Source organism: Aquabacterium humicola (assembly GCF_030167915.1).
Lineage (GTDB): Bacteria > Pseudomonadota > Gammaproteobacteria > Burkholderiales > Burkholderiaceae_C > Pseudaquabacterium > Pseudaquabacterium humicola.
Map to the genome: position 1 here is coordinate 265,340 of NZ_JARGNB010000007.1, position 26,726 is coordinate 292,065.

24 protein-coding genes and 2 pseudogenes are annotated in these 26,726 nt (G+C 70.8%); 15 read left to right on the forward strand and 11 right to left on the reverse strand.

Annotation, left to right across the window (positions count from 1 at the left end; translation table 11 throughout):
* Positions 1–6 precede the first annotated feature (6 nt).
* A complete protein-coding gene (gene puuE, locus P1K89_RS26385) occupies positions 7–981 on the reverse strand; it encodes an allantoinase PuuE (RefSeq protein WP_284619521.1) in 975 nt (324 codons plus the stop codon).
* Positions 982–991: 10 nt separating this feature from the next.
* On the reverse strand, positions 992–1,771 hold the full coding sequence (locus P1K89_RS26390; RefSeq protein WP_284619522.1) for a GntR family transcriptional regulator: 780 nt from the start codon (positions 1,769–1,771) through the stop codon (positions 992–994).
* An 87-nt stretch (positions 1,772–1,858) separates the two neighbouring features.
* On the opposite strand from P1K89_RS26390, the gene uraH reads away from it, so the two are divergent.
* A complete protein-coding gene (gene uraH, locus P1K89_RS26395) occupies positions 1,859–2,215 on the forward strand; it encodes a hydroxyisourate hydrolase (RefSeq protein WP_284619523.1) in 357 nt (118 codons plus the stop codon).
* 11 nt (positions 2,216–2,226) lie between these two features.
* On the opposite strand, the gene P1K89_RS26400 is transcribed toward uraH, so the two are convergent.
* Complete coding sequence (locus P1K89_RS26400; protein WP_284619524.1) at positions 2,227–2,721, reverse strand: pilin; 495 nt, start codon at positions 2,719–2,721, stop codon at positions 2,227–2,229.
* Positions 2,722–2,954: 233 nt separating this feature from the next.
* Here P1K89_RS26400 and P1K89_RS26405 point away from each other — a divergent pair, with 233 nt between their 5' ends.
* The 7 genes and pseudogenes from P1K89_RS26405 to P1K89_RS26435 form a co-directional block, all read left to right on the forward strand.
* Positions 2,955–4,160: a urate hydroxylase PuuD gene (locus P1K89_RS26405; RefSeq protein WP_284619525.1), complete on the forward strand. Its 1,206-nt coding sequence runs from the start codon at positions 2,955–2,957 to the stop codon at positions 4,158–4,160.
* A 98-nt stretch (positions 4,161–4,258) separates the two neighbouring features.
* Positions 4,259–5,632, forward strand: coding sequence for a nucleobase:cation symporter-2 family protein (locus tag P1K89_RS26410; protein WP_284619526.1), 1,374 nt, complete (start codon positions 4,259–4,261; stop codon positions 5,630–5,632).
* Between the two features lie 97 nt (positions 5,633–5,729).
* Positions 5,730–5,957, forward strand: coding sequence for a 4-oxalocrotonate tautomerase (locus P1K89_RS26415; RefSeq protein WP_284619527.1), 228 nt, complete (start codon positions 5,730–5,732; stop codon positions 5,955–5,957).
* 196 nt (positions 5,958–6,153) lie between these two features.
* Positions 6,154–7,487 (forward strand): annotated as a pseudogene (locus tag P1K89_RS26420) (C4-dicarboxylate transporter DctA).
* A gap of 14 nt (positions 7,488–7,501) precedes the next feature.
* Positions 7,502–8,185: a GntR family transcriptional regulator gene (locus tag P1K89_RS26425; RefSeq protein ID WP_284619528.1), complete on the forward strand. Its 684-nt coding sequence runs from the start codon at positions 7,502–7,504 to the stop codon at positions 8,183–8,185.
* Positions 8,182–8,739, forward strand: coding sequence for a GrpB family protein (locus P1K89_RS26430; protein ID WP_284619529.1), 558 nt, complete (start codon positions 8,182–8,184; stop codon positions 8,737–8,739). Before P1K89_RS26425 ends, P1K89_RS26430 begins: the two co-directional genes overlap by 4 nt.
* A gap of 145 nt (positions 8,740–8,884) precedes the next feature.
* Positions 8,885–9,937 (forward strand): annotated as a pseudogene (locus P1K89_RS26435) (acyltransferase family protein); the annotation flags it as partial.
* A gap of 28 nt (positions 9,938–9,965) precedes the next feature.
* Here P1K89_RS26435 and nhaR read toward each other — a convergent pair.
* Positions 9,966–10,994, reverse strand: coding sequence for a transcriptional activator NhaR (nhaR, locus tag P1K89_RS26440; RefSeq protein ID WP_284619530.1), 1,029 nt, complete (start codon positions 10,992–10,994; stop codon positions 9,966–9,968).
* A 132-nt stretch (positions 10,995–11,126) separates the two neighbouring features.
* On the opposite strand from nhaR, the gene P1K89_RS26445 reads away from it, so the two are divergent.
* Positions 11,127–11,894 carry a TerC family protein gene (locus P1K89_RS26445; RefSeq protein WP_284619531.1) on the forward strand — a complete coding sequence of 256 codons (768 nt, stop codon included), beginning with the start codon at positions 11,127–11,129 and terminating at the stop codon, positions 11,892–11,894.
* 10 nt (positions 11,895–11,904) lie between these two features.
* Here P1K89_RS26445 and P1K89_RS26450 read toward each other — a convergent pair whose 3' ends face one another.
* From P1K89_RS26450 to P1K89_RS26475, 6 genes are all read right to left on the reverse strand, one after another.
* A complete protein-coding gene (locus tag P1K89_RS26450) occupies positions 11,905–13,092 on the reverse strand; it encodes a DUF4382 domain-containing protein (protein ID WP_284619532.1) in 1,188 nt (395 codons plus the stop codon).
* Positions 13,093–13,279: 187 nt separating this feature from the next.
* A complete protein-coding gene (locus P1K89_RS26455; RefSeq protein WP_284619533.1) occupies positions 13,280–14,932 on the reverse strand; it encodes a DUF4384 domain-containing protein in 1,653 nt (550 codons plus the stop codon).
* A gap of 31 nt (positions 14,933–14,963) precedes the next feature.
* The gene (locus P1K89_RS26460) at positions 14,964–15,296 is read right to left on the reverse strand and encodes a hypothetical protein (protein ID WP_284619534.1); all 333 of its coding nucleotides are present in this window, start codon (positions 15,294–15,296) and stop codon (positions 14,964–14,966) included.
* A 13-nt stretch (positions 15,297–15,309) separates the two neighbouring features.
* Positions 15,310–16,755, reverse strand: coding sequence for a hypothetical protein (locus P1K89_RS26465; RefSeq protein ID WP_284619535.1), 1,446 nt, complete (start codon positions 16,753–16,755; stop codon positions 15,310–15,312).
* A 102-nt stretch (positions 16,756–16,857) separates the two neighbouring features.
* Entirely contained in the window at positions 16,858–17,766 is a 909-nt protein-coding gene (locus P1K89_RS26470; RefSeq protein WP_284619536.1) for a LysR family transcriptional regulator, read from the reverse strand.
* Between the two features lie 68 nt (positions 17,767–17,834).
* Positions 17,835–18,047 (reverse strand): hypothetical protein, encoded by a 213-nt coding sequence (locus P1K89_RS26475; RefSeq protein ID WP_284619537.1) that lies wholly within the window; start codon positions 18,045–18,047, stop codon positions 17,835–17,837.
* A 271-nt stretch (positions 18,048–18,318) separates the two neighbouring features.
* Here P1K89_RS26475 and P1K89_RS26480 point away from each other — a divergent pair, with 271 nt between their 5' ends.
* From P1K89_RS26480 to P1K89_RS26505, 6 genes are all read left to right on the forward strand, one after another.
* Positions 18,319–19,263 (forward strand): hypothetical protein, encoded by a 945-nt coding sequence (locus tag P1K89_RS26480; RefSeq protein WP_284619538.1) that lies wholly within the window; start codon positions 18,319–18,321, stop codon positions 19,261–19,263.
* A gap of 196 nt (positions 19,264–19,459) precedes the next feature.
* Positions 19,460–21,250, forward strand: a complete 1,791-nt coding sequence (gene gcl / locus P1K89_RS26485; RefSeq protein ID WP_284619539.1) for a glyoxylate carboligase — start codon at positions 19,460–19,462, stop codon at positions 21,248–21,250.
* Positions 21,251–21,271: 21 nt separating this feature from the next.
* Complete coding sequence (hyi, locus tag P1K89_RS26490) at positions 21,272–22,051, forward strand: hydroxypyruvate isomerase (protein WP_284619540.1); 780 nt, start codon at positions 21,272–21,274, stop codon at positions 22,049–22,051.
* A 78-nt stretch (positions 22,052–22,129) separates the two neighbouring features.
* Entirely contained in the window at positions 22,130–23,035 is a 906-nt protein-coding gene (locus tag P1K89_RS26495; protein WP_284619541.1) for a 2-hydroxy-3-oxopropionate reductase, read from the forward strand.
* A complete protein-coding gene (locus P1K89_RS26500) occupies positions 23,032–24,312 on the forward strand; it encodes a glycerate kinase type-2 family protein (RefSeq protein ID WP_284619542.1) in 1,281 nt (426 codons plus the stop codon). The genes P1K89_RS26495 and P1K89_RS26500 overlap by 4 nt, the downstream gene beginning before the upstream one ends.
* Positions 24,313–24,507: 195 nt before the next feature.
* Positions 24,508–25,725 carry a branched-chain amino acid ABC transporter substrate-binding protein gene (locus P1K89_RS26505; RefSeq protein WP_284619543.1) on the forward strand — a complete coding sequence of 406 codons (1,218 nt, stop codon included), beginning with the start codon at positions 24,508–24,510 and terminating at the stop codon, positions 25,723–25,725.
* Here the strand turns inward: P1K89_RS26505 and P1K89_RS26510 are convergent.
* On the reverse strand, positions 25,613–26,641 hold the full coding sequence (locus P1K89_RS26510; RefSeq protein ID WP_284619544.1) for a LysR family transcriptional regulator: 1,029 nt from the start codon (positions 26,639–26,641) through the stop codon (positions 25,613–25,615). The genes P1K89_RS26505 and P1K89_RS26510 overlap by 113 nt on opposite strands.
* Between the last annotated feature and the right edge of the window lie 85 nt (positions 26,642–26,726).

A 26,726-nucleotide genomic window follows, 5' to 3' on the forward strand; every position in this document is an offset into this window, starting at 1 on the left:
CGAAATTCACTCCCAGACGAAGGCGGTCGATGCATCGAAGGGATGCGTCGCCTTCCAGTGCCGCGCGATGTCGATGCGGCGCGTGATCCAGACGCGGTCGTGCGCCTGCACATGGTCGAGGAAACGCTGCAGCGCACGCAGGCGGCCCGGCCGGCCGAGCAGGCGGCAGTGCATGCCGATGCTCATCATGCTCGGGTGCTCCTCGCCCTCGGCGTAGTGCACGTCGAAGGCATCGCGCAGGTACTCGAAGAACTCGTCGCCGTGGCTGAACCCCTGCGGCAGCGAGAAGCGCATGTCGTTGCAGTCCAGCGTGTAGGGCACGACGAGCTGCGGTGCGAGCGTGCCGTCGCCCTTCTTCACCTGCAGCCAGAACGGCAGGTCGTCGCCGTAGTAGTCGCTGTCGTATTCGAGGCCGCCGTGCTCGACGACGAGCCGGCGCGTATTCGGGCTGTCGCGGCCGGTGTACCAGCCGCGGCCGTGCACGTCGATGCCGCGGCCGCGGGCTTCGGCCGTCAGGCGCTCGATGATCTCGAGGCCGCGCTGCAGGTGCGCGCGCTCGGTCGCCTCGTCGACGTTCTGGTAATGGATCCAGCGCCAGCCGTGGCAGGCGATCTCGTGGCCGAGCTCGACGAAGGCGGCGGTGACCTCGGGACAGCGCTCGAGGGCCATCGAGACGCCGAAGATCGTCAGCGGCAGGCGGCGGTTCTCGAATTCGCGCAGGATGCGCCAGACACCGACGCGTGAACCGTACTCGTAGATGCCTTCCATGCTCAGGTGGCGCGCGGTGTAGGCGGCCGGGCTGAACATCTCCGACAGGAACTGCTCGCTGCCGGCATCGCCGTGCAGCACCGAGTTCTCGCCGCCTTCTTCGTAATTGAGCACGAACTGCACGGCCACGCGCGCGCGGTTCGGCCAGTGCGGATGCGGCGGGCGACGGCCGTAGCCGTGCAGGTCGCGGGGATAGCGGGCAGGGGCGTTCATCGTGGGCGATTCACTCGGCGGAAGGACGCAGCACCGATTCGAGGTCGGGTGTGCGCGGATCGAGGTGCAGGTTGCGCTCGACGCTGTGCAGGTGCTGTTCCATCAGGCGCACCGCGGCGCGCGCGTCGCGGCGTTCGAGCGCATCGACGATCGCGACGTGTTCGTCCTGCGAGGCTTCGGCCGAATGCGAGGACTGGTACATCAGCGAGATCAGCGACGAGCGCGATAGCAGGTCGGCGAGCAGTTGCGCGAGCACCTCGTTGCCTAGCATGCGCGCGAGCACCACGTGGAAGTCGGCCAGCAGGCGCGTGCGGCCCGGCACGTCGGTGCGGCCGATGGCGTCGCGCTCCTGGCGCAGGTGGACGCGCAGCTCGGCGATCTGCGCATCGGTGATGCGCGCGCAGAGCTGGCGCACCGCGGCGGCCTCGAGCATCGCGCGCACCTCGTAGACCTGGCGCGCCTCGTCGACGCTGGGCGTGGCGACGAAGGCGCCGCGCGCGGGCTCCAGCGTCACCAGGTGGTCGCGGCTCAACTGGTTCAGCGCCTGGCGCACGATGGTGCGCGAGACCTGGAAGATGTCGGCGATCTTCTGCTCGGCGAGCTTGGTGCCGGGCATCAGCCGGCGCTCGACGATCGCGGTGGTGATCGATTCGACGATGCGCTCCGTGCTGCTGGCGGGCGGATCGTCCGGCGGCGCCGCGGCGCGGGTGCCGGCGCGGACGGCGGCATCGCGAGGAGTGGCGCGCGGCGTGGGGCGGATGACCTTCAGGTTGGCGCGGCTGCGCGGCATTGTCGGCGGACCTGGGTTGACGTGTATTCGCGAGTGTATACACTTTGGGTCGTCGTGCAAGCGCACTTTCCCTTCGACGAGTCTTCCATGGGCCACCTGAGCACCCACGTCCTCGACACGATGAACGGCTGCCCGGCCGCCGGCATGACCGTGACGCTGCAGCGCGTGCACGGCGACCGCGCCGAGACGATCAAGCGCATCGTGCTGAATGCCGATGGCCGCAACGACGGCGGTCCGCTGCTCGATGCGGCAGCGATGGCCACTGGGCGCTATCGCCTGTTGTTCGAGGTGGCGTCGTACTTCCGCGCCCGCGGCGTGGTGCTGCCGGAGCCGCCGTTCATCGACGAGGTGCCGCTGGACTTCGGCATCGCCGACGCCGCCGGCCACTACCACGTGCCGCTGCTGGTCAGCCCCTGGGCGTATTCGACCTACCGCGGGTCCTGAACCCCTGCGGCTCAACTGCCGGCGCGGCAGTTCAGCGGCAGCACGCCGGCGGGCACGTCCGTGCGGTCGACGCCGCGCAGCGTCATCTTGCCGGGCGCGCTCGCATGGCCGCAGACCCAGCTCACCGGCACCACCGGTGCATCGGCGACGACCGCCGGCCGCAGCGTGAGCGTGCGGCCGTGGATCTGGCCATCGGCCTTGTTGCCCAGGCGCAGATGGATCGCGCCGTTCTCGACGCTCATCGACGACACGTAGGTCGCCATCACCTGGTCGGGCGCCGGCAGGCCGATGCTGGCGTTGTCGACGGGCAGCTCGCGGCGGGCGCTCCATGCGGCACCGATCGGGCCCTTGGCGATGTCGGCCAGCTTCGCGGCCTCGACGATCTGGCCGCGCACATGGCCGCTGCGCAGGCTCGGCAGCGCCAGGGTCGCCAGGATCGCGATGATCGCGATGACCGCCATCAGCTCGAGCAGCGTGAATCCTCGGTTGCGCAGGGGCCGCGTCATGCCGCGCATTCTGGCGAAGCGCGGACACAGCGGCGCTGCGGCGTGGTGACCAAGGGTTTGCACCAAGATCGGTGTGCACCAACGTGTATACACTTTCAGAACGTCGCCGCGGAGCTCGTGCGGTCCCTCCGGCCGCCGGTCGCGACGTTCACTCCTCACAGAGCCCGCTGTGGTGAGGGGAAAGTGCAGCAGACTCGCTGCACTTTCCTCCGATGCGATGTGAGTGAGAAGCGATGGATGCCTACCTGCTCGATTGGGCCAACCTGCTGTTGCGCTGGGCCCATGTCATCACGGCGATTGCCTGGATCGGCTCGTCGTTCTATTTCGTCTTCCTCGACAACAGCCTGACGCCGCCGACCGCGCCCGACCTGAAGCAGAAAGGCGTCGACGGCGAGCTGTGGGCCGTGCACGGCGGCGGCTTCTACCACCCGCAGAAGTACCTCGTCGCGCCGAAGACGCTGCCCGAGCACCTGCACTGGTTCTACTGGGAGAGCTACTCCACCTGGCTCACCGGGTTCGGCCTGTTCACGGTGCTGTACCTGTTCAACGCCGGCAGCTTCCTGGTCGACAAGAGCGTGCACGACTGGTCGCCCGGCGCGGCGATCGGCGCCGCGCTGGGTTTCCTGGCGGCGTTCTGGCTGGTCTACGACGCGATCTGCCGCGCCTTCGGCCAGAAGCCCAACGGCGACCGCATCGTCGCGTTCGGCGTGCTGGTGTTCGTGGTCTTCGCGTCGTGGCTGGCCTGCCAGCTCTTCGCCGGGCGTGCGGCCTTCCTGCTGGTCGGCGCGATGCTGGCCACCGCGATGAGCGCGAATGTCTTCTTCTGGATCATTCCCGGCCAGCGCACGGTCGTCGCGCAGATGAAGGCCGGCCAGCCGGTCGATCCGATCCACGGCCAGCGCGCCAAGCAGCGCAGCGTGCACAACACCTACTTCACGCTGCCGGTGCTGATCGCGATGCTGTCCAACCACTACGGCTGGCTGTACCAGGGCGCGAACAACTGGCTGGTGCTGGTGCTGCTGATGCTGGCCGGGGCGCTGATCCGCCACAGCTTCGTCGCGCGGCACAAGGCGCTGGTGCAGGACAAGCGCGTGCCGTGGGAGCACGCCGTCGGCGGCACCGTGGTGCTGGTGGCCCTCGCGCTCTGGCTCGCCCCCCCGCCACCGTCCGCCGCGCAGCAGGCCGCCGCCGCGAAGCCCGTCGTCTTCGGCGAGGTCAAGGCGGTGATCGACCAGCGCTGCGCGATGTGCCACAACGCGCAGTTGCAGCAGAAGAACGTCGCACTGCACACGCCCGAGCTGGTCAAGCAGCATGCGCAGCAGGTCTACCAGCAGGCGGCCGTGCTCAAGCTGATGCCGCTGAACAACGCGACGCAGATCACCGATGCCGAGCGCACGCTGATCAAGCGCTGGTTCGAAGCCGGAGCGCCGCTGAACTGACGTTTCTCCACCGCCGCTTTCGCCCGCGGCGGTGACGTGCGCGGGCCGGGCGGAGCCTTGCCTGTGATTGCCTCCACCAGCCCACGAGGAGCCCCGCGATGAACACGACGATCCCCACCGTGCACCCCGTCGACGAACGATTGCCCGCGGGCCGGCTCGCGGCGCTCGGCCTGCAGCACGTGCTGGTGATGTATGCCGGCGCGATCGCGGTGCCGCTGATCATCGGCCGCGCGCTGAAGCTGTCGCCGGAACAGGTCGCGCTGCTGATCTCGGCGGACCTCTTCTGCTGCGGGCTCGTCACGCTGGTGCAGGCGCTCGGCATGACCCGCTGGTTCGGCATCCGCCTGCCGGTGATGATGGGCGTGACCTTCGCGGCCGTCGGCCCGATGGTGGCGATGGCCAATGCGAATCCCGGCACCGCAGGCGCGCAGGCGATCTTCGGCGCCATCATTGGCGCCGGCGTGCTGTCGATGTTAATCGCGCCGGTGATCGGGCGGCTGCTGCGCTTCTTCCCGCCGGTGGTCACCGGCACCATCATCGCGGTGATCGGCATCAGCCTGATGCGCGTGGGCATCGGCTGGGCGCTGGGCGGGCCGGCGAATTCGACGAACCCGAACTACGGCGCGCTCGACAACCTGGCCGTCGCCGGCTTCGTGCTCGCCGCGATCCTCTTGATCGCCAAGCTCGGCCGCGGCTTCATCGCCAACATCTCGGTGCTGCTGGGCATCGTGCTGGGCTGCGCGGTGGCGGCGGGTCTCGGCAAGATGGGCTTCGAGAAGGTTGCGCAGGCCCGCTGGTTCGATGTCATCACGCCGTTCGCCTTCGGCACCCCGACCTTCGACCCGGTGCTGATCCTGACGATGACGCTGGTGATGGTGGTCGTGATGATCGAGTCGACCGGCATGTTCCTCGCGTTGTCGGACATCACCGCGAAGCCGCTGACGCCCCGCGAGCTCACCGCCGGCCTGCGCACCGACGGCCTGGGCACGCTGATCGGCGGCATCTTCAATACCTTCCCGTACACCAGCTTCTCGCAGAACGTCGGCCTGGTCGGCGTGACCGGCGTGCGCAGCCGCTTCGTCTGCGTCGCCGCCGGCGTGATCATGATCGTGCTCGGGCTGCTGCCGAAGATGGCGGCGCTGGTCGAATCGGTGCCCACCTTCGTGCTCGGCGGCGCGGGCCTGGTGATGTTCGGCATGGTCGCGGCCACCGGCATCCGCATCCTGTCGGCCGTGGACTTCCGCGGCCAGCGCAACAACCTCTACATCGTGGCGGTGTCCATCGGCTTCGGCATGCTGCCGCTGGTGGCGCCGCGCTGGATGAACCAGATGCCGCATGCGCTGCACCCGCTGCTGGAGTCGGGCATCCTGCTGGCGAGCCTGAGTGCCGTTGCGCTCAACCTGTTCTTCAACGGCGGCCGTGCGGACGAACGTGCGGCGGTCGAGGCGGCGAAGACGGCGGAAGCGCACTGAGCGCGCGAAGCGGCCGAAGCGCGCTGAGCGCGCGAGTGGCCGACGCGCATTGTTCAGAATCGCGGGTCCCGCCACCACCGCCGACCGAGGCCCGCCGATGCCCACCATCCACGTCGAACTGTTCGAAGGCCGCACTCCCTTGCAGAAGGCCGCGCTGGCGAAGGAGCTCACCGAGGCCTGCGTGCGTGTGCTCGGCGGCAGCCCCGACAGCATCGACGTGATCTTCCGGGACGTCGCGCGCCACGACTGGGCGACCGGCGGCACCCTGTGGAGCGAGCGCGCCGCGCCGGCGCCCGCCGCCGGAGCCGGCGGCAGCTCGAGCTGAGGCTCGAGCCGCCGCGTCCGGCCCGACGCTCCCGCGCCCCCGCCGGCGCGATTGCGTCCGTTTGCTGCAGCACTGACCTCCGCGCCCCGACGCAATCCCGGGGGTAATCCCCAGGCTCCCGGGCAGAACCATTGCCTACATTGCTTGCATACAAGCTTGTGGTTCAGTTGTCCTCGTTTCGGCCCGGAGGTGGTCCATGCCCCGTTTCCTGCGTTCCCTGTTCGGCCAGGTCGTGCTGGCGCTGTTGATCGGCGTTGCGCTCGGCTTCGCGATGCCGGATCTCGCGATCAAGCTCAAGCCGCTCGGCGACGGCTTCATCAAGCTGGTGAAGATGCTGATCCCGGTGCTGGTGTTCTGCGTCGTCGTGCACGGCATTGCCGGCGCGGGCGACCCAAGCGCGTCGGCCGCGTCGGCGTCAAGGCGCTGATCTATTTCGAGGCGGTGACCACCGTCGCGCTGATGCTCGGCCTGCTGCTGGCGTTCTGGTTCCAGCCCGGCGTCGGCATGAACGTCGACCCGGCGACGCTCGATGCCAAGGCGATGGCCGTCTATGCGGACAACGCCGGCAAGCTGACCTCCGGCGGCACGGTCGACTTCCTGATGAAGCTGATCCCGACGACCGTGGTCTCGGCCTTCGCCACCGGCGACGTGCTGCAGGTGCTGCTGTTCGCGGTGATCTTCGGCTGCGCGCTGGCACTGGTCGGCGAGCGCGGCGCGCCGGTCGCGAACTTCATCGACACGCTGTCCCAGGTGCTGTTCAAGACCATGGGCCTGATCATCCGCCTCGCGCCGCTGGGCGTGCTGGGCGCCATCGCCTTCACCGTCGGCAAGTACGGGCTCGGGTCGCTGAAGCAGCTGGGCATGCTGGTGCTGCTGTTCTACGGCGCGGTGCTGATCTTCGTCTTCGGCGTGCTCGGGCTGATCATGCGGCTCGCCGGCTTCTCGCTGTGGAAGTTCCTGAAGTACCTGCGCGAGGAGCTCGCGGTGGTGTTCGCCACCACCTCCAGCGACAGCGTGCTGCCGCAGGTGATGGCCAAGCTGCGCCGCATGGGCGTGCGCGACTCCACCGTCGGCCTGGTGATCCCCACCGGCTACTCGTTCAACCTCGACGCGTTCTCGATCTACATCACGCTGGCGGCGGTGTTCATCGCGCAGGCCACCAACACGCCGATCTCGATGACCGACCTGCTGACCATCCTCGCGGTGTCGCTGATCACCAGCAAGGGCGCGCACGGCGTGCCGGGCTCGGCGATCGTCGTGCTCGCCGCCACCTTGCAGGCGATCCCCGCGATCCCGGCGATCGGCCTCGTGCTGGTGCTGTCGGTCGACTGGTTCATGGGCATCGCGCGCGCGCTGGGCAACCTGATCGGCAACTGCGTCGCGACGGTGGCCATCGCCGCCTGGGAGGGCGACGTCGACCGCGAGCGCGCGCACGCGGTGCTCGACGGGCGCGCGGCGCCGGCCGAGGATGAAACGATCGACGCGGCCGACGTGCCCGCGCTGCCGCTGAGCGCCGCGGCCAAGGCTTGAGTCATGATCTGGTGATGATCTCGACCCAGTCCGACATCGCGCAGCGCGTCGTCGAAGCGATCCTCGCGCAGAAGCTCAAGCCGGGTGAACGCCTCGGCGAGCAGGAACTCGCGGACCTCTTCGGCGTCAGCCGCACGCTGGTGCGCGAGGCGCTGATGCAGCTGCAGGCGCGCGGCTTCGTCGAGGTGCGCTCGCGCAAGGGCTGGTACGTCGTCGAGCCGTCGATTGACGAGGCGCGGGATGCCTTCGCGGCGCGCCGCGCGGTCGAAGGCGGCATGCTCCGGCAGTGCGAGGGGCGGCCGCTGCAGTCGGTGCTGAAGCGCCTGAAGGCCCACATCCGCGACGAGCGCGCGGCGGTCGATGGCGCCGATGCCGCGACGCGCGCCTTCGTGCTGGCCGACTTCCATGTCTGCCTCGCCGAATCGCTCGGCCACCGCGTGCTCGCCGACATGCTGCGCGACCTGACCGCGCGCACCACGCTGGTCGCCACGCTCTACCAGAGCACGCACGACGCCCGCGCGTCCTGCGCCGACCATGCGCGCATCGTCGCGGCGCTCGAAGCCGGCGACCTGGCCGGCGCGGAGGCGCTGATGCTCGAGCACATCGGCACCGTCGAGTCCGCGCTCGGCCAGTCCATCGCCGAGCGTGCCGATCCGCGCGAACGCCTGCGCGCGACGCTGGCGCCGGTGGAACGGTGATCACCATCGCGCCCTACGACCCGCGCTGGGTCGACGACTTCCAGCGCCTGGCGGCCGCGCTGCGCGAGTCGCTCGGCGCGCTGGCGCTGCGCATCGACCACATCGGCTCCACCGCGGTGCCCGGCCTGGCGGCGAAGGACGTGATCGACGTCCAGGTCACGGTGGCCGCGCTCGCCGAGCCCGAGATCGGCCGGCGGCTGCTGGCGGCCGGCTTCGCGCCGCAGCAGCCGACCGAAGACCACGTGCCGCCCGGCGCCGCCGCCGACTTGGCCGGCTGGCAGAAGCGCCTCTTCAAGGAGCGGCCCGACGAACGCCGGGTGAACATCCACGTGCGCGAGCAGGGCCGCCCGAACCAGCGCTACGCGCTGCTGATGCGCGACCACCTGCGCGCGCACCGCGCGACGGCCGATGCCTACGCCGAACTGAAGCGCCGGCTCGCCGCGGCGCTGGCCGACGACGAGGCCTACCCCGACGTCAAGGACCCGGCGGTGGACCTGATCTACCTGGCCGCGGAGGACTGGGCGCGTCGCACCGGGTGGACCCCCGACGACTGAACGCCACGCCCCGGCCGGGCCCGCGGAAGGCAGCCCGGTGGCCGGCGGGCGGCGGCGGCCACCTTGTACCTGACCTCCGCGCAGCGCTGCCACGGCCACGTCCTTTCGGCGATACTGCCGGCCCTTCCCGCCGCCTGCCTTCCCCATGACTACCGCCCGGTCCACCGGCCTGGACACGCTGCGCGCGCTCGCGATCGCGCTGGTGTTCATGTACCACTACATGGTCTTCGTATCGGGCGCGCCGACCTTCGGCTGGCTGAGCACCGTCGGCTGGGTCGGCGTCGACCTGTTCTTCGTGCTCAGCGGCTACCTGATCGGCCACCAGCTCTTCGCCGGGCTGGCCGCCGGCCGGCGGCTGTCGTTGAAGGCCTTCTACGCGCGGCGCGCGCTGCGCACCTGGCCGGCGTTCTGGGTCGTGCTGGCGGCCTATTTCCTGTGGCCGGGCGAGCTCGGCGGGCGCACGCCGCCGCCGCTGTGGCGCTTCCTGAGCTTCACGCAGAACTTCGGCCTGCCGCCGGGCACCGCGTTCTCGCATGCCTGGTCGCTGTGCATCGAGGAGCAGTTCTACCTCGTGCTGCCGCTGGCGGCGCTGGCCTTCGTCGCGGCCGGCCGCAGGCCGCGCACCGCGTGGATCGGCTTCGCCGTGCTGCTGGCCGTCGGCATCGCCGCGCGCTCGCTGCTGTGGGTCGAACATGGCCGCGAGCTCGCCGGCGGCGGCCACGGCACCGCCGGCTACCACCCGAACATCTACTACGCAACGCTGTGCCGCTTCGACGAGTTCCTGCCCGGTCTGGCGATCGCGCTGCTGCGCAACTTCCACCCGGCGGCGTGGGCGCGGCTGATGGCGCATGGCCGCGCGCTGTTCTGGGGTGGCCTCGCCACCGTCGCGCTGGTCTTCGTCGCCATCGTGCGCTGGTACTACGTCGACGGCTACGGCTATACCTTCGTGATGACCGCGGTCGGCTACTCGGCGGTGGCGTGGGCCTTCGCGCTGCTGGTGGCGTCGGGCCTGAGCCCGGTCTCGCCGCTGCAGCGCTGGCGCATCCCCGGGGCGCCGCAGCTGGCGCTGTGGTCGTACTCGATCTACCTGACGCACAAGGCCGTCGCGCACGTGCTGCACCAGCTCGGCAAGCAGCACGGCTGGTCGCCCGGCCTCGAGCTGGCGGCGATCACGGTGGCCTCGCTCGCCGCCGGCGCGCTGCTGTACCGCCTGGTCGAGCGGCCGTTCATGGATCTGCGCGACCGCTGGTGCCCTTCGCTGTTCCGGGCGCCCGCGGCGCCCGGCGCGCCGATGCCCGCACCGCTGCACCTTTCTCGACCGGCTTCGCGGCCGGACCGATCGGCTTGAGCGCCTCGCGGCTTTCGAGGAAGCCGCCGCGCGCGGCCTGCATGATCGCGACGACGCAGGGGTGGCTGACCCGGCGCTCGACCGAGATCGCGTAGAAGTCCTCGACCAGCCCGGCCGCGCGGCCGAGCACCTGCACGCCGTACTGCGCGCAGGTCTCGGCCTCCAGCACCGTCGGCGCCATGAAGATGCCGCGGCCTTCCGCGCCGAAGGCCTTCATCAGCGCGGCATCGTCGAACTCGCCGACCGCGCGCGGCTTCAGGCCGTCATTGGCCAGCCAGCGTTCGAGCCGGCCGCGCAGCGCGGTCTGCGCGCCCTGCAGCAGCATCGGGGCCCCGTCGAGCAGCGCAGGGAATCGGCCGCGCAGCGTGCGCTTGAGCGTCGGCGTCGCAAAAAAGCTCATCGCCGTCGAACCCAGCGCATGGTCGAAGGCCTTGATGCTGGCGCGCCGGCGCCCCAGCGGCTCGTCCGCAATCACGAGATCGAGCCGCTGCACCGACAGCTGGGCCAGCAGGTCGGCCAGCTTGCCTTCATGGCACACCAGCCGCACGTCGTCGGGCAGCGCGAGCGCGGGCTCCAGAAGCCGGTAGGCGATCGACTTCGGCACCGCATCGGCCAGCCCGACGCGGAACACCAGCGTGCGCTGCCCGCTGCGGGCCTGGCCGAGCGCGGCCTGCAGTTCGGCGCCGAGCGCGAAGATCTGCTCGGCGTACTGCAGCGCGGTGCGGCCTTCGTCGGTCAGCTCGAGGTGGCGGCCGGTCTTCTTGAACAGCGGGCAGCCGAGCCGCGATTCGAGCAGCTTGATCTGCGTCGACAGCGTCTGCGGCGTCGCATGCAATTGCTCGGCCGCGCGCACGATGCCACCGGCCTTGGCGGCCACCCAGAAGTAGTGCAGGTGCTTGTAGTTCACGGGGGGCAAGCTCCGGGTTCTGCGGCCATGCTTCGCTTTTTGCGAAGCGTGGGGATCGGAAATTCGACTTTACGCGAAGCACCCCGGCCCCGAACATCGCGGATTGCGCCGCTTCACCCCCCGCCCGCCGCCATGGAATTCCTGCTCGACCCCAACATCTGGATCGCGTTCGCGATGCTCACGGCCCTCGAGATCGTGCTGGGCATCGACAACATCATCTTCATCTCGATCCTCGTCGGCCGGCTGCCGCCGGAGCAGCGCAACCTGGCGCGGCGCCTCGGCCTGGGCTTCGCGATGCTGACGCGCCTGGCGCTGCTGTTTTCGCTGAGCTGGGTGATGGGGCTGAAGGAGGAGCTGTTCGCGATCCTCGGCCAGTCGATCAGCGGGCGTGACCTGGTGCTGCTGGGCGGGGGCCTGTTCCTGCTCTACAAGGCCTCGCACGAGATCTTCGTCGAGGTCGAGGCGCGCGAGCAGCGTGACGACCTGGTCGAGGAGAAGGGCACCCCGCTGGACGCCGCCGCCGTCGCCGCTCGCCGCACGATGCTGTGGTCGATCATCGGCCAGATCGCGGTGATCGACATCGTCTTCTCGCTCGACTCGGTGATCACCGCGGTCGGCATGGTCGACCAGCTCGGCGTGATGGTGGCGGCGGTGGTCGCCGCGGTCGGCGTGATGCTGGTGGCCGCGAAGCCGATCGGCGACTTCGTCGACCGCCACCCGTCGGTCAAGGTGCTGGCGCTGGCCTTCCTGGTGATGGTGGGCATGGCGCTGACCGCCGAAGCCTTCGACGCGCACGTGCCCAAGGGCTACATCTACGCGGCGATGGCCTTCTCGCTCGCGGTCGAGGCGCTGAACATCCGCGCGCGCCGCAAGCGCCAGGAGCTGGCCGCCGCCGCCTGACGCGCGGACGTCACGGGAAGCTGAAGTTGTTGCTGGCCGTCGCACCGGCGGCCAGCGTCAGCGGACCGGCCGACTTGCTCAGGCTGCCCGAGGTCGCGACCACCGTGTAGCGCCCGGCCGCCGCCGCATCCGCGGTGAAGGCCAGCGGCGCCGCCCCGGGGGCGTACGCGGCCACCCGCGGCGCGGCGGTCGGCACGCTGAACGCATAGGCCCCGGTGGCGCCGTGCACCGGCGCCGCGGCCCATTCGATCGTCGTGCCGTTGGACAAGGGCTGCGTGACGCGCACCAGCGCGTCGATCGGCGTGCTGCCGGTGCTCACGGTGCCGACCAGCTGCGCAGCGGCCGAAGGCGCCGCGGTCAGCGGCAGCGCGGTGCTGCCGAGCGTGGTCAGCGTGCTGCCGCCGACCACCACGCCGGTCACCACCTGCGTCGTGCGGCCCGGAGCCGCCAGCACCAGCGTGTAGGTGCCCGGCGCCACCGGCGACAACACGTACTTGCCGGTGGCGTCCGGCAAGGTGCTCTTGATCACCGTGCCGCCCTGCTGAAGCGACACGGTCGTCGACGGGCCGACCAGCGTGGGCTCGACATGACCCTGCAGGCCGCTGCTGAACAGCGCGGTCGCCGACAGCACCGGCTTGAGCAGGTAGTTGCCGGAGTTGCCGGCACGCACCACCGACCTGCAGGCGTCGAAATCGATCACCACGTCGGCGCTCTGGTTCGCGGCCACGTCGATGCCGATGTCGAGCTTCAGGCCGCTCTGCTGCGCGCTGGGGGTCTTCAGCTCGACCTCGGCCTCGCCGCTGGGCTTCACCGCGTTGGCCAGCGGCGCCGCGCTGCTGTTGGCCGCCAGCACGAGGCGCAGCTGCTGGTAGCGGCCGGGCGGCAGCGTGGTTTCGCCCAGCTCGGCCAGCACGCCGTTGCGCAGCGTCAGCAGGTCGAGGCGACGTGCGGGCGACAGCACGATCTCGCTCCAGCCGGTTGCGCTGCCGTCGGCGGTGGCGCTCTGGTGCACGCGCACGCGCTCGACCGTGACGTGCACGCTGTCGTAGCCGCAGGCCGGCGCATCGGTCAGGAAGGCGCGCAGCGTGCCCTGGCCGGCGCCGAAGGGCGGCGGCGGGTTGTTGCCGCCGTCGCCGCCACCGCCACCGCAGCCGGCGAGCGTGAAGCCGGCCATCAACGCGGCCATGAGCGGGGCCATGAGCGCGGTCATCTTCCCGCCGCGGCGCGCCGCCTGGATCCCAACGAGTCGGTTCATGTCGATTCCTTTCGTCACGCCGATGGCAAACATCGTGCCGTTCACGAGGGGCATCGGTCCGCAGCCGATTGCAACCTGCAGCGACAAAGTGTTCCGACCCCCGACCGGCGTGGCGCAACGGGTGCCGTCCTCAGCGGACGGTCACGGGCGCGCCCGGCAACGCCAGCATCGTGATCACGGCCGGCGCCTTCGTCAGCGCCTCGAAGATGCGCTGCAACTCGCCGAAGCTGCGGATCGCGTTCAGCGCCTGGAAGTCGCCCCAGCGCAAGGCGGCGGGTGCGTCGACGTAGACCTCGCGCGGCGCCGCGACGCAGCCCAGCGCACGCAGCGCCTGCGGCGGCAGGCGAAAGCCCTGCGCGCCCGGCAGCTGCAGCGGCTTCGACGGCTGCACCAGCGGATCGGGCGCAAAGCGGTTCGGGAAGATGCGCTGCATCGTGCCGGCGCTGTCCTGTGCATAACAGTAGACGTACGCGGCCTCGGTGGGCTTGATGCGGAACGACAGCGAGCCGTCGGGCAGCGCGGGCAGCGGCTCGAGCGCGACGGCCAGCGGGCGGGCGCGGGTCGACGCGGCCAGCGGCAGCGCAGCGGCGACCGGGGCGATCGCGGCGGTGGCCGGCTGCGCCATGGCGGACTGCAGGCCGCCGCTGCCGGGCAGGGTGGCCGTCGGGGTGGCGACGGGGAGGGCCGCGGGGGTCGCCGAGACAGCGGCAGGACGGGCCGGCTCCGGCCCCCCGTCGCGGAACGGCTGCTCCGGCGCCACCGGGGCCGGTGCCTCGATGAAGCGGGTGAAGAGCGCGAGGTCCACCACCGGCTCGTGTCCCAGCCCGAGCGCGCCGCGGTAGGCGGCCACGGCCCGGCGCAGCGCCGGGCTGATGCGGCCGTCGACCGGACCGTCGTAGAAGCCGCGGTTGCGCAACTGCAGCTGGAAGTACGGCGTCAGCTCACCGCCGCGGTCCATGCCGATGAACCAGTCCTCGATCTCGTCGCGGATCTCGGGCAGCCGGGCGTCGAGCCCCAGGCAGCGCCAGTACGGCAGCTTCAGCAGCTTGCCGAACAGCTCCACCGCCGACAGCTCGACCATGTTGCGCAGCGCCTGCGCGGTGCCGTCGGTGCGCTGGAACGAGCTGCTGAAGTTGATGCCGAGCTTGCTGATCGTCGCCTGCGCATCGAGCGCATCGCCTTCCTTGATCACCGTCGTGACGTTCTTCGACACCACGCCCGGCACGAGCGCCAGCGTGCGCGTCTCGACCAGCGCGACGTCCAGCCCCAGCACGTTGAGCTGCCGGCTGCGCGAGGCGCCGGCCCCGAGCACCGTGCCCGCCGACACGCCGGCATCGGCCTGGCGCCGCAGCACGCCTTCGTCGAGCTGGGTGATCGACCCCCGCAGGTCGTACTGCGGCACCACCGCGAACGGCTGGCGCTGCTGCGCGCTGTTGAGGAAGGCGACGACGTTGTTCGCGTCCGGCCCGAAGGCCACCACCTGCAACGCGCGGCTGCGCCGCGTCATGTCCGAGATCGCCGACATCATCATGTCGCGGGTGCCGGCGTTGACCTTCTTCGTCGTGTCGGTCAGGTCCTCCAACATCACGCTGACGTCGCGCGTGCCGTAGGCGAGGTAGAGGTTGTCCATGCAGCGCAGCGCGTCGCCGAAGCCGGTGACGTTGCGCTGCGGCAGCGCGGGCGCCGCGGGCTTCAGCGCCGCGGCCTGGTCCTGCGCGCGCGGCGGCAAGGTGGACGAGCAGCCGGCGACGGCCAGCGCGGCGAGCAGGGCGAGGGACTTCATGGCAACGCTCCGGTACGGATAACCGTCAAAATCAGCGGCAGTTGTTGCCGGCCTGGATGATGTCGCCGGTGACGATCACGGTCGTCTCGCGGCGCGGGCTGCCGATGCGCGGCTTGTCCTCGAAGACGTTGCCGATCGCGATCGTGCAGCCGTTGCCGAAGGCCTGCGTGCTCGCGCCGCCGGCGCCGCGGCCGAAGGCCACCGCGCTGGCCGGCTGGCCGGCGCGCTGGCGCGCGGCGGTCTCGGCGGCGACCTGGCTCTTGCCGCGGGCGAGGCGGGCGTTGATGTCGTCGCCGATCTCGGGCGTGCCGGCCAGCGCGGCGGTGCCGCCGAGGACGAGCAGGGCGATCAGGGGCAGTCGCATGGCCGCCTCCGCCTCAGTCCGCGACCACGTCGTTCGGCCCGCTGCCGCTGACCGCGCCGACCAGGATGGTCTGCGTCTGCGCCGACGGGTTGCTGAACTGCGACAGCGTGCCGTTGACCGTGACGTCGGTGCGCACGTTCGCGCCGGTGTCCTGCACGCTGCCCAGGCGCATCACCTGGCGTGCGTTGGCGCTGTTGGCGTTCTGGCTGATCGCGCCGCCGACCACCACACGCGTCTGCACGCTGCCGGTGGTGCCGCGCACGCTGCCGATGGCCAGGTTCTGCGACGCGCCGTTGGCGCCGGCGGTCAGCGTCTGCGTGATCGCCGCGCTGACGACGGCATCGGTGATGGCCCGGCCGCTGGCCAGCTCGATGCTGCCGATCGAGATCAGCTGCGACGCGCTGCCCGGCGCGCTCGCCGTCTGGCTGATTGCGCCGGTGGCCACGCCGCGGGCCTGTGCATCCTGCGGCGAACCGCCGCCGACCGAACCGATGCTCAGGATCTGCGAGGTGCGTCCGGTGGCCGACTGCGACAGCGCCCCCAGGGCCTGCCCGGTGGCCGAGACCTGGCCGGCGGCATCGACGTTCTCGACCGCGCCGATGCGCACGATCTGCTGCGTGGCCTCGGTCTGGCTCTGCGACAGCGTGGCGGCGAGCAGGCCGTCGGTGCGCACGGCGTTGGCTTGCGAGCCCTGCGCCGAGCCGACGTCCAGGCGCTGTTCGCCGCCGCCGCTGCTGCCGCCGGACGCGGTGCTCGATTGCGTGACCACGCCGCTGACCGTGCCTTGCAGCACCGCGTTGCCGATGGTCGCGCCCTCGGCGCTGCCGATGCGCACGGCTTGCGCGGTGCCGCCGCGCTGCGTCTGGGTCAGCGCGGCGGTGAGCGTGCCGGTGGCGTCGAGGTTGCCGCCGCTGAATTCCCGGCTGGCACCGACGTCGACCCGTTGCGAGCCGCTGGTGTTCGGCCCGAACTCGTCGCTGCGCTGCGTGACATTGGCCTGCACGGTGCCGGTCAGCGTCGCGCTGCCGCGCACCGTCAGCGAGCCGTCGACGGCGCCGATGGCGATCGACTGTTCGACGTTGGCATCGCTGCGCCGCGTCTGCGACAGGTTGCCCGCCAGCGTGCCCTGCGTCGTGATGCTGCCGCCGACTTGCGTCGGCTGGTTGATACCCCCGACCGAGGCCGTCTGGCGGCTGCCGAGGAAGCCGGTCGACAGGTTCGATTGCGTGACGTTGCCGTTGACCGTGCCGCGCACCGTCAGGCTGGCGCCGGCCGGCTCGACCGCGCGCAAAGAGCCGTCGCCGATCTGGCGCAGGTTGTTGCCGGCGCCGCGTTCCGGCAGCAGCACCGTGTTCGACGTGCCGTCGGCGACGCTGCCGGGCGCGCGCTGGGCATGCACCGCGGACGCGCCGAGCAGCAGCAGCGAGGCGAGGGCGACAGGGGTGGACTTGAACAACATCGTGCGCTCCTGGGGCCGGCCGGACATCGACCGTGTGAGCGCACCTACGGCATCGCGGGCGGTGGCGGACGCCGCGGCGCCGCCTGCCTCCAGCGCACTAGTTCACGCCGAACGCACCCACCAGTCGCCCTGCAGCGCGTCCTGCAGGAAGCCGATGAAGCTGGTCACCTTCGACGGCACCAGCTTCGGCGACGGGAACACCGCATGCACCTCCTGCGCCGGCAGCCCGTGGTCGGGCAGGACCGGGCGCACGCTGCCGTCGGCGACCGATTCGCGCGCGACGTACCAGGGCAGGATCGCGAGGCCGAAGCCGGCGCGCGCGGCGGCCAGCACCGCCGACAGGTTGTTCGAGCGCAGCGGGCCCTTCACCGGCACTGAACGCTCGTCGCCCGAAGGCAGCGTGAGGCTCCAGCGGTCGTCGCCCTGCACGCTGCTGTAGACGAGGCAGGCATGCTGCGCCAGGTCGTCGAGCGAGGCGGGCGTGCCGCGCTGCTCGAGGTAGGCCGGCGCCGCGACCATCAGCCACGGGTTGCTGCCGAGGTAGCGCGCGCCCAGTGTCGAGTCGGCCAGCCGCCCCATGCGCACGGCCAGGTCGATGCCCTGCTCGACGAGGTTGACATAGCGGTCGTCGAAGCTCAGGTCGACCACCACCTCGGGATGTGCGCGCATGTAGCGCAGCACCAGCGGCACCAGCACGCGGCGGCCGAAGGCCACCGACGTGCTGACGCGCAAGGTACCGCCGACCTTCGCCTGCAGCAGGGTGGCGAGGTTGTCGGCCTCGTCGAGCTCGCGCGCGATCAGCTTGCACTTGTCGTAGTACAGCGCGCCGACCTCGGTGGTCGTGACGCCGCGCGTCGAGCGGTGCAGCAGGCGGGCGCCCAGACGTTGCTCCATCGACGCCACCGCCTTGGTGGCGGTCGGCTGCGTGATGCCGAGCTCGGCAGCGGCCTTGCTGAAGCTTTGTGTCTCGACGACGCGGATGAAGAGCTGCACGCCGGTGATGCGGTCCATGGGCCCGCACTGTAAGGTGCGCTGCCCGGGTCGACCGACTTGCGCGCCGACGTGCGCGCATCAGCGCGTCAATGCAGCAGACGGATCGCGCCTTCCGCGACGTAGCGCTTGAAATCGCTCAGCGGAATCGCCGCCGCGCCGTGCGTCGGACCGTCGGTCCAGCTCAGCGTGGCGTCGTTGTGGGTGGTCTCGATCTCGACCGGGCCGGGCCGGATCGGCATCGGCTGCCCGTCGCCTTCGCGGTATTCGACTTTGCCGATGATCTGGGCGTTTTGGCTCATGGCATTTCCTTGCGTCGTGTCTGCAATGCGAGCATGGTCGCGGCGCGCGCCCGCACCTTGCGCCGGATCACGGGAAATGCGCCTGTAGCCGTCGTCCTACAGGCCTTCGCGGGGGCCGTCGTTGTGCTTCCAAACCGCCGGATCTGACGTGTCTGTCGGACAGGCATCACCGTAGGCCAAGCCCTACGCCCACAGCCGCCGCACTCCGACCGTGCCGGCCCGCCTGGTTTCCTAAGCTGAACTCGTCCTCGCATCTCCCAAGGAGACGATCATGCTGTTCCGAAAGACAACCATCGCGACGCTGTTGGTAGCCGGTAGCGCCTTCGGCACGTTCGGCCTCGCCCCGATGACGGTGCAGGCCGCCGCCCCGGCGGCCTATACCAGCAGCCACCCGTTCGCGGTCTTCATCAGTGACTTCGACGTCGACCAGGTGCAGCGGGTGCGGCCGGGTGCCGAGCTCGACTTCAGCGTGCGTGGCGCGCCGGGCGCGCAGGTGTCGCTGACGATCGACGGCGGCCAGCGCACGATCATGCTGACCGAGGCCAGCGCTGGCGTCTATGAAGGCACCTACACGGTGAGCCGGCGCGATCGCATCGGCCCGAACTCGCGCGTCAACGTGACGATGCGCCGCGGCGACCAGGTCGCCAGCGCGCAGCTGGCGCGCGGCCTGCAGGAAGGTTGGCCGGCGGCCAACGTCGCGGTCGTCAACTCGCCGGAGATCACGCACCTGAACATTGCCGACGAAGGCTGGCGCCGCGGTGGCCAGGCGTTGCGCTTCACGATGCAGGCCACTCCGGGCGGCCGCGCGACGGTGCAGCTGGAAGGCAGCGACCCGCAGACGCTGATCCTCGACGAGGTGCGGCCGGGTGAATACTCGACCGTGCACGTGCTGCGCCGCAACCAGGTGCTGAACACCGACCGCCCGCTGGTGGCGCAGCTGCGCCTGGGCAATCGCGTGGCGACCAGCACGCTGAGCAACGCCTATGCGGGCCTCGACCTGCGTCGCTTCACTGGCTGCGCGGGTGATCGCTGCGGCATCGTCGAATCGGTGAGCCGCCTGGATCGCGGTCCGTGGCGCGAGGCGCAGTATGAAGTGGTGGTGCGTACCGATGAAGGCGGCCGCCGCATCGTGACCTACGAGAACTCGCCGCCGGTGCGCGTGGGTGACGCAGTGCGCTTCGCGGGCGACGGCCTGGAGCTGCGCAACCGCGGCTAGGTCTGCCGCTCGCCATTGCCTCGCTGCGGCGGCCGGGCCTTCGGGTCCGGCCGCCGTCTTCGTTGCGGCGCTCGAGGCCTCGGCATTCCGCCGCGGAATGACTGTTATCGGCGCACCGGTCTTCTCGCCGCGCCTGTCGCCGCCGACCATCGCTGCCAACCGGTCCAGGAAGGACCTTCGAAGGAGTCTGGCAGCAATGGCAAGGATGAAGGCCGCGATGGCGGCAGTGCTGGTGATGGAGAAGGAAGGCGTGACGCAGGCCTTCGGCGTGCCGGGCGCGGCGATCAATCCGCTCTACGCGCAGCTGCGCGAGCGACAGACCATCGCGCACGTGCTGGCGCGCCATGTCGAGGGGGCGTCGCACATGGCCGAGGGCTACACCCGCGCCCGCGCCGGCAACATCGGCGTGTGCATCGGCACCTCGGGGCCGGCGGGCACCGACATGATCACGGGGCTGTACTCCGCGCAGGCGGACTCGATCCCCATCCTGTGCATCACCGGCCAGGCGCCGCGCGCGCGGCTGCACAAGGAAGACTTCCAGGCCGTCGACATCGCGTCGATCGCCAAGCCGGTGACCAAGTGGGCCACCACGGTGCTCGAGCCGGCGCAGGTGCCGCGCGCCTTCCAGCAGGCCTTCCACCTGATGCGATCGGGGCGCCCGGGCCCGGTGCTGATCGACCTGCCGTTCGACGTGCAGATGGCCGAGATCGAGTTCGACATCGACACCTACGAGCCGCTGCCGGTCTACAAGCCGACGGCGTCGCGCAAGCAGGCCGAGCGTGCGCTGGAGATGCTGGACACGGCCGAGCGCCCGCTGATCGTCGCCGGCGGCGGCATCGTCAATGCGGATGCGTCGGACCTGCTGGTGGAATTCGCCGAGCTGACCGGCATCCCGGTGATCCCCACGCTGATGGGCTGGGGCACGATTCCCGACGACCATCCGCTGATGGCCGGCATGGTGGGCCTGCAGACCTCGCACCGCTACGGCAACGCGACGATGCTGGCGAGCGACTTCGTCATCGGCATCGGCAACCGCTGGGCCAATCGCCACACCGGCTCGCCGGAGGTCTACACCAAGGGTCGCCGGTTCATCCACGTCGACATCGAGCCGACGCAGATCGGTCGTGTCTTCGCGCCGGACTACGGGATCGTGTCGGACGCCAGGGCGGCGCTCGAGCAGCTGATCGCGGTCGCGCGCGACTGGAAGGCCGCGGGCCGGCTGCGCGACCGCGCCGCGTGGGCCGGTGAATGCCAGGGCCGCAAGCGTTCGCTCGAGTACCTGCGCAAGACCAACTTCGACGACGTGCCGATGAAGCCGCAGCGCGTCTACCAGTGCATGAACCGCGCCTTCGGGGAGGACGTCTGCTACGTCTCGACCATCGGCTTGAGCCAGATCGCCGGCGCGCAGTTCCTGCACGTCTACAAGCCGCGCCACTGGATCAACTGCGGCCAGGCCGGCCCGCTGGGCTGGACCGTGCCGGCGGCGCTGGGCGTGCGTGCGGCCGACCCGACGCGCAAGATCGTCGCGCTGTCGGGCGACTACGACTTCCAGTTCATGCTCGAGGAGCTGGCGGTCGGCGCGCAGTTCAAGCTGCCGTACATCCACATGGTGGTCAACAACAGCTACCTCGGGCTGATCCGCCAGGCGCAGCGCGGTTTCTCGATGGACTACTGCGTGCAGCTGGGCTTCGACAACATCAATGCGCCCGAGGACGGCCCGGCGCGCAGCTACGGCGTCGACCATGTGCGCGTCGTCGAAGGCCTGGGCTGCAAGGCGATCCGCGTGCTCAGCGCCGACCAGATCGCGCCGGCGATCAGGCAGGCCGAGGCGTGGATGGCCGAGTACCAGGTGCCGGTGGTGATCGAGGTGATGCTCGAACGCGTCACCAACATTGCGATGGGCACCGAGATCGACAACGTGGTCGAGTTCGAGGAGCTCGCCGCCGCCTCCGCCGACGTGCCTACGGCCGTTGCACTGCTGGACTGAATCGACCGAGAGAGAAGCACAGTGCCCAAGTTCGCTGCCAACCTGACGATGCTCTTCAACGAGTTGCCCTTCCTCGACCGTTTCGAGGCCGCCGCACGCGTCGGCTTCGATGCCGTGGAGTTCCTGTTTCCCTATGCCTTTCCGGCCGCGCAGATCCAGGAGCGGCTCTACCGCCACGGCCTGAAGCTTGTTCTGCACAACCTGCCGGCCGGCGACTGGGACGCCGGCGAGCGTGGCATCGCCTGCCATCCGGACCGCATCGGCGAGTTCCGGGACGGTGTCGGCCGCGCGGTCGGTTATGCGCAGGCGCTCGGCGTCGGCCAGCTGAACTGCCTGGCCGGCAAGGCGCCGGCCGGCGTCGACCACGCGGTCGCGCACGCGACGCTGGTCGAGAACCTGCGCTTTGCCGCCGCCGCGCTGGGCGAGGCCGGCCTGAAGCTGCTGATCGAGCCGATCAACACGGTCGACATCCCCGGCTTCTTCGTCAACCGCACCGCGCAGGCGCTGCAGATCCTCGACGAGGTCGGCGCGGGCAACGCCTTCCTGCAATACGACCTGTACCACGCGCAGCGCATGGAAGGCGAGCTCGCGGCGACGCTCGAGAAGCACCTGCCGCGCATCGCGCACGTGCAGCTGGCCGACAACCCCGGCCGCCACGAGCCCGGCACCGGCGAGATCAACTACGCCTTCCTGTTCCGGCACCTCGACCGCATCGGCTACGCCGGCTGGATCGGCTGCGAATACAAGCCCGCGACGACCACGGAGGCGGGCTTGCACTGGCGCCAGCAACTGGCGCAGTAGCCCGCCACCCGCATCCGATTTCCGTCATGGTGTCTCGACGCACGCCATGACGCTCTTTTCATTCCCTAGGAATCCACCATGACCTCCCAACCGCTCAAGATCGGTTTCATCGGCCTCGGCATCATGGGCGCGCCGATGTGCGGCCACCTGATCGCCGCCGGCCACACGGTGTTCGTGCACAGCCGGGGCAAGCTGCCGGCGGCCATCACCGACAGCCGCGCGACGATCTGCACCCATTCGCGCGGCGTCGCCGAGCGCGCCGACATCGTCTTCCTGATGCTGCCGGACACCCCCGACGTCGAGCAGGCGCTGTTCGGCGAGACCGGCGTCGCCTCCGGCATCAGCCGCGGAAAGGTGGTCGTGGACATGAGCTCGATCTCGCCGATCGCCACCAAGGGCTTCGCGCAGCGCCTCGCCGACATCGGTTGCGGATACCTGGATGCACCGGTGTCCGGCGGCGAAGTCGGCGCGAAGAACGCGACGCTGTCGATCATGGTCGGCGGCGACGAGGCGGTGTTCGAACGCGTGAAGCCGCTGTTCGAGCTGATGGGCGGGAACATCACGCTCGTCGGCAAGGCGGGCGACGGCCAGACCGCGAAGGTCGCGAACCAGATCATCGTCGCGCTGAACATCGAGGCGGTGGCCGAGGCGCTGGTCTTCGCCGCGAAGGCCGGCGCCGACCCGGCCAAGGTGCGCCAGGCGCTGATGGGCGGCTTCGCGGCCTCGCGCGTCCTCGAAGTGCACGGCGAGCGCATGATCAAGCGCACCTTCGAGCCGGGTTTCCGCATCGGGCTGCACCAGAAGGACCTGAACCTCGCGCTGTCCAGCGCGCGCGCGCTGGGCGTCTCGCTGCCGAACACCGCGACGGCGCAGGAGCTCTTCAACGCCTGCGCGGCCGCCGGCGGCCAGGGATGGGATCATTCGGCCCTGGTGCGCTCGCTGGAGAAGCTCGCCAGTTTCGAGATCGAGAACAGCGTTTCATGACCATTCAACCGCGCGCGCTGCTGCGCCAGATGTTCGATGCCGCCGTCGCTTCGGCGCAGCCCGCGCTGTGCGTGCCCCGGCACCTGCCGTCGCCCGACGACCTGAAGGGCGGCCGGCTGATCGTCATCGGCGCCGGCAAGGCCTCGGCGGCGATGGCGCGCGCGGTGGAAGAACACTGGGCCGGCCCCCCCGATGCGTTGCAGGGGCTGGTCGTCACGCGCTACGGCTACGGCGCGCCCTGCGAGCGCATCCGCCTGATCGAGGCCGCGCACCCGGTGCCCGACCGCGCCGGCTTCGCGGCGGCCGAGGAACTGATGCGCTACGTGCAGGGCCTGCGCACGAACGACTTCGTGCTGGCGCTGATCAGCGGGGGCGGCTCGGCGCTGCTGCCGCTGCCCGCGCCGGGCCTGAGCTTCGAGCACAAGCAGGCGCTGAATGCCGCGCTGCTGCGCTCGGGCGCGACCATCGTCGAGATGAACTGCGTGCGCCGGCACCTGTCGGCGATCAAGGGTGGGCGCCTGGCCGCCGCGTGTCCGGCGCCGATGCGCACGCTGGTGCTGTCCGACGTGCCGGGCGACGACCCGGTCGACATCGCCTCCGGCCCGACGGTGGCCGACCCCACCACCTGCGCCGATGCCCTCGACATCCTGCGCCGCCATGCGATCGACGTGCCGGCCGAGGTGCGCACGCTGCTGGAGTCCGGCCGCGGCGAGACGGTCAAGCCGGGTGATGCGCGGCTCGCGCGCAACGAGGTGCGGGTGATCGCCGCGCCGCAGCAGGCGCTGGAAGCGGCCGCGGCCGTCGCCCGCGAGCACGGTGTCACGCCGCTGATCCTCGGTGACGCGATCGAGGGCGAAGCGAAGGAAGTGGGCACCGTGCTGGCCGGCATCGCCCGTCAGGTTGCTCTGCACGGCCAGCCCGTCGCCGCACCCTGCGTGCTGCTGTCTGGCGGCGAGACGACGGTGACGGTGCGCGGCACCGGCCGCGGCGGCCGCAACGTCGAATGCCTGCTGGCCTGCGCGGTGTCGCTGGCCGGCTTGCCGAAGGTGCATGCGCTGATGGGCGACACCGACGGCGTCGACGGCATCGAGGAAACCGCCGGCGCGATCATCGGCCCGGATACGCTCGAACGCGGCCGCGCCGCGGGCCTGAAGGCACGCGATGCGCTCGCCAACAACGACGGCCACGGCTTCTTCGCCGCGATCGGCGATGCGGTGATCACCGGCCCGACTCGCACCAACGTCAACGACTTCCGCGCGATCCTGATCGACGCCTGATCGACGCCTGTTCGACCCAGGAGCTCCGGCCACCGGCGCCGCGCCGATACACGGCCGGCGGCCGGCCTGTGTGGCTTCGGTGACAGCGGGGTCCGTTGCGCACCCCGGTGGCGCGTCGACGCACCAGCCTGGCACAGCGGCTGCTTTCCACGCCCCTCGAGCGGTGCGTGATGCCGCGACAGCAAGAGGGTTCGGATGGTGTCGATCACGGATGCATGGCGTCAGCGCAGGCGGCGCGCGGGCTTGATCGTGCTGGGCGCGCTGGGTGCATTCGGTGCGCTGGCCATGGTCGGCGCGGCCACGCTGCTGCCCGTCTGGCGCGGGCCGGACGTGCTGCGCATCGGCGTCGCGCAGCCGCTGTCCGGCGAGCTCGCGGCGCAGGGCGCCGACATGCTCAACGGCGTCACCCTGGCGGTCGAGGAGATCAATGCCGCCGGCGGCGTGCGCATCGGCGGCCGCGCGGTGAAGCTGGCGGTCGTGCCGGCCGACGACCGCGCGGAGCCCGAAGCAGGCAAGGCCGCGGCCCGCGCGCTGGTGGCCGCCGACGTGCTGGTCGCGGTGGCCGACCTGAACTCCGGCGTCAGCATCGCTGCCGCGCCGACCTATGCCGCGGCCGGCATCCCGCAGCTGGCGATCTCGACCAAGCCGCAGTTCACGCAGCTGAAGCTGCCGACGACCTTGCGCCTGGTGGCCAACGACGACCTGCAGGCGCGCGCCATCGCCGAGCAGACGCGGCAGCTCGCGCACGGCAAGGACGGCAAGGACGGCAAGGGCTACGCGGTGCTCGACGACGGCACGCCCTACGGCGAGGGCCTGGCCGACGACGTCGTGCGCCTGCTGGCCGAGCAGCGCGTCACGCTCGCCGCGCGGCACTCGTCGGACAGCCGCAGCATCGACTTCGAGCCCTTCGTCGCCGAGCTGCGGCGCACGCGCGCCGAAGTGGTGGTCGCGCTGGTCAGCGACTTCCAGGCCGAGGCGCTGGTGCGCCAGCTGGTCGCGGCCGGCCTGTCGCAGGTGCGGCTGATCGGCAGCGACACGCTGAAGACCGACAAGCTGCTCGCCGCCGGCCGCGCGCTGCAGGCGGTGTACGTCACCTCGCCGATCCTCGAGGTGGGCGAGTTGCCCGCCGGCCGGGCCTTTCTCGAGCGCTTCCGCGCGCGCTTCCGCGATGCGCCGGTCTACGGCGCGCACTACGGCTACGACGCGGTGCACCTCGTCGCCGACGCGCTGACCCGCAACGGCACGACCGACAAGGCGAAGCTGCTGGACCGCCTGAAGCGCTTCGACGGCCACGCGCCGGTCACCGGCTCGATGCGCTTCGGCGCCGACGGCGAGCAGCGCTACGGCGCGGTCTCGGTCTACCAGCTGAGCGGCGGCCGCTGGCTGCCGGTGATGCGCTCGGACCGTTGGTGATCGGCAGGTCCTCGTCGGCGGCTGCCCGCGCGACGAGGTGCTCGACCAGCCGCTGCGCCGCCGGCGGCAGCGTGTCCAGCGGACGGAAGCAGACCGCGAAGCGGCGCTCGGCCCAGGCATCGGTGAGCGGGATGATGCGCAGGCCCAGCAGCTGCGCGTACGAGGCGCCGACCTCCACTGGCACCACGCTGACGCCCAGCCCCGCGGCGACGACGCGGAAGCTGGCGTCGAAGGTCGACACGATCACCCGGTAGGACACGGTGCGCCCGGCGCGGGCCGCGGCGCGCGCGAGCATCGTGTGCACCGCGGTCGACGGCGGCAGGCCGACATGCTCGTGCGCCAGCGTCTGCTCGAAGCGCAGCGACGCATGCTTCGCCAGCGCATGGTCCGGATGCACCGCCAGCGCGAGCCGGTCGCGCCGGTAGGGCCGGTGCGGCAGGCCTTCGAAGTCGATGGTGTCCCAGCACACGCCGACCGAGGCGCTGCCCTCGCGCAGCTGGCGCACCAGGTCGCGCGAGAAGCGCTCCTCGATGTCGACCTGGATCGCGCGGTTGGCGGGCTCGCGCATGAAGGACGCGATGTCGTCGAGCAGCGACTCGGCGATCGCCGACGCGGTGGCGATCAGCCGCACACGGCCCTTGACGCCGGCGCCGAAGGACGCGATGTCGCCGGCGATGCGGTCCATCGTGAACAGCACGTCGCGCGCGTGCTCCAGCAGCGCCTGGCCGGCCGGCGTCGGCTGCACGCCGCGGCGCGCGCGCAGCAGCAGCGGCGTGCCGAGGTCGTGTTCCAGCTGCGCGATGCGCTTGCTGATCGCCGACGGCTCGATGTGCTCCTGCGCGGCGGCGCGCGCCATCGTGCGGTGATCGCAGACCGCGACGAACAGGCGCAGCGTCTTCAGGTCGATGTCGCGCATGGCGGGGGCGCTCCAGGCGTTCCGGCTCGGAATTCTGAACCTTCCGAATGATCGCTGGCGGTTTGATCTGGAAAGCCTAGAGTGA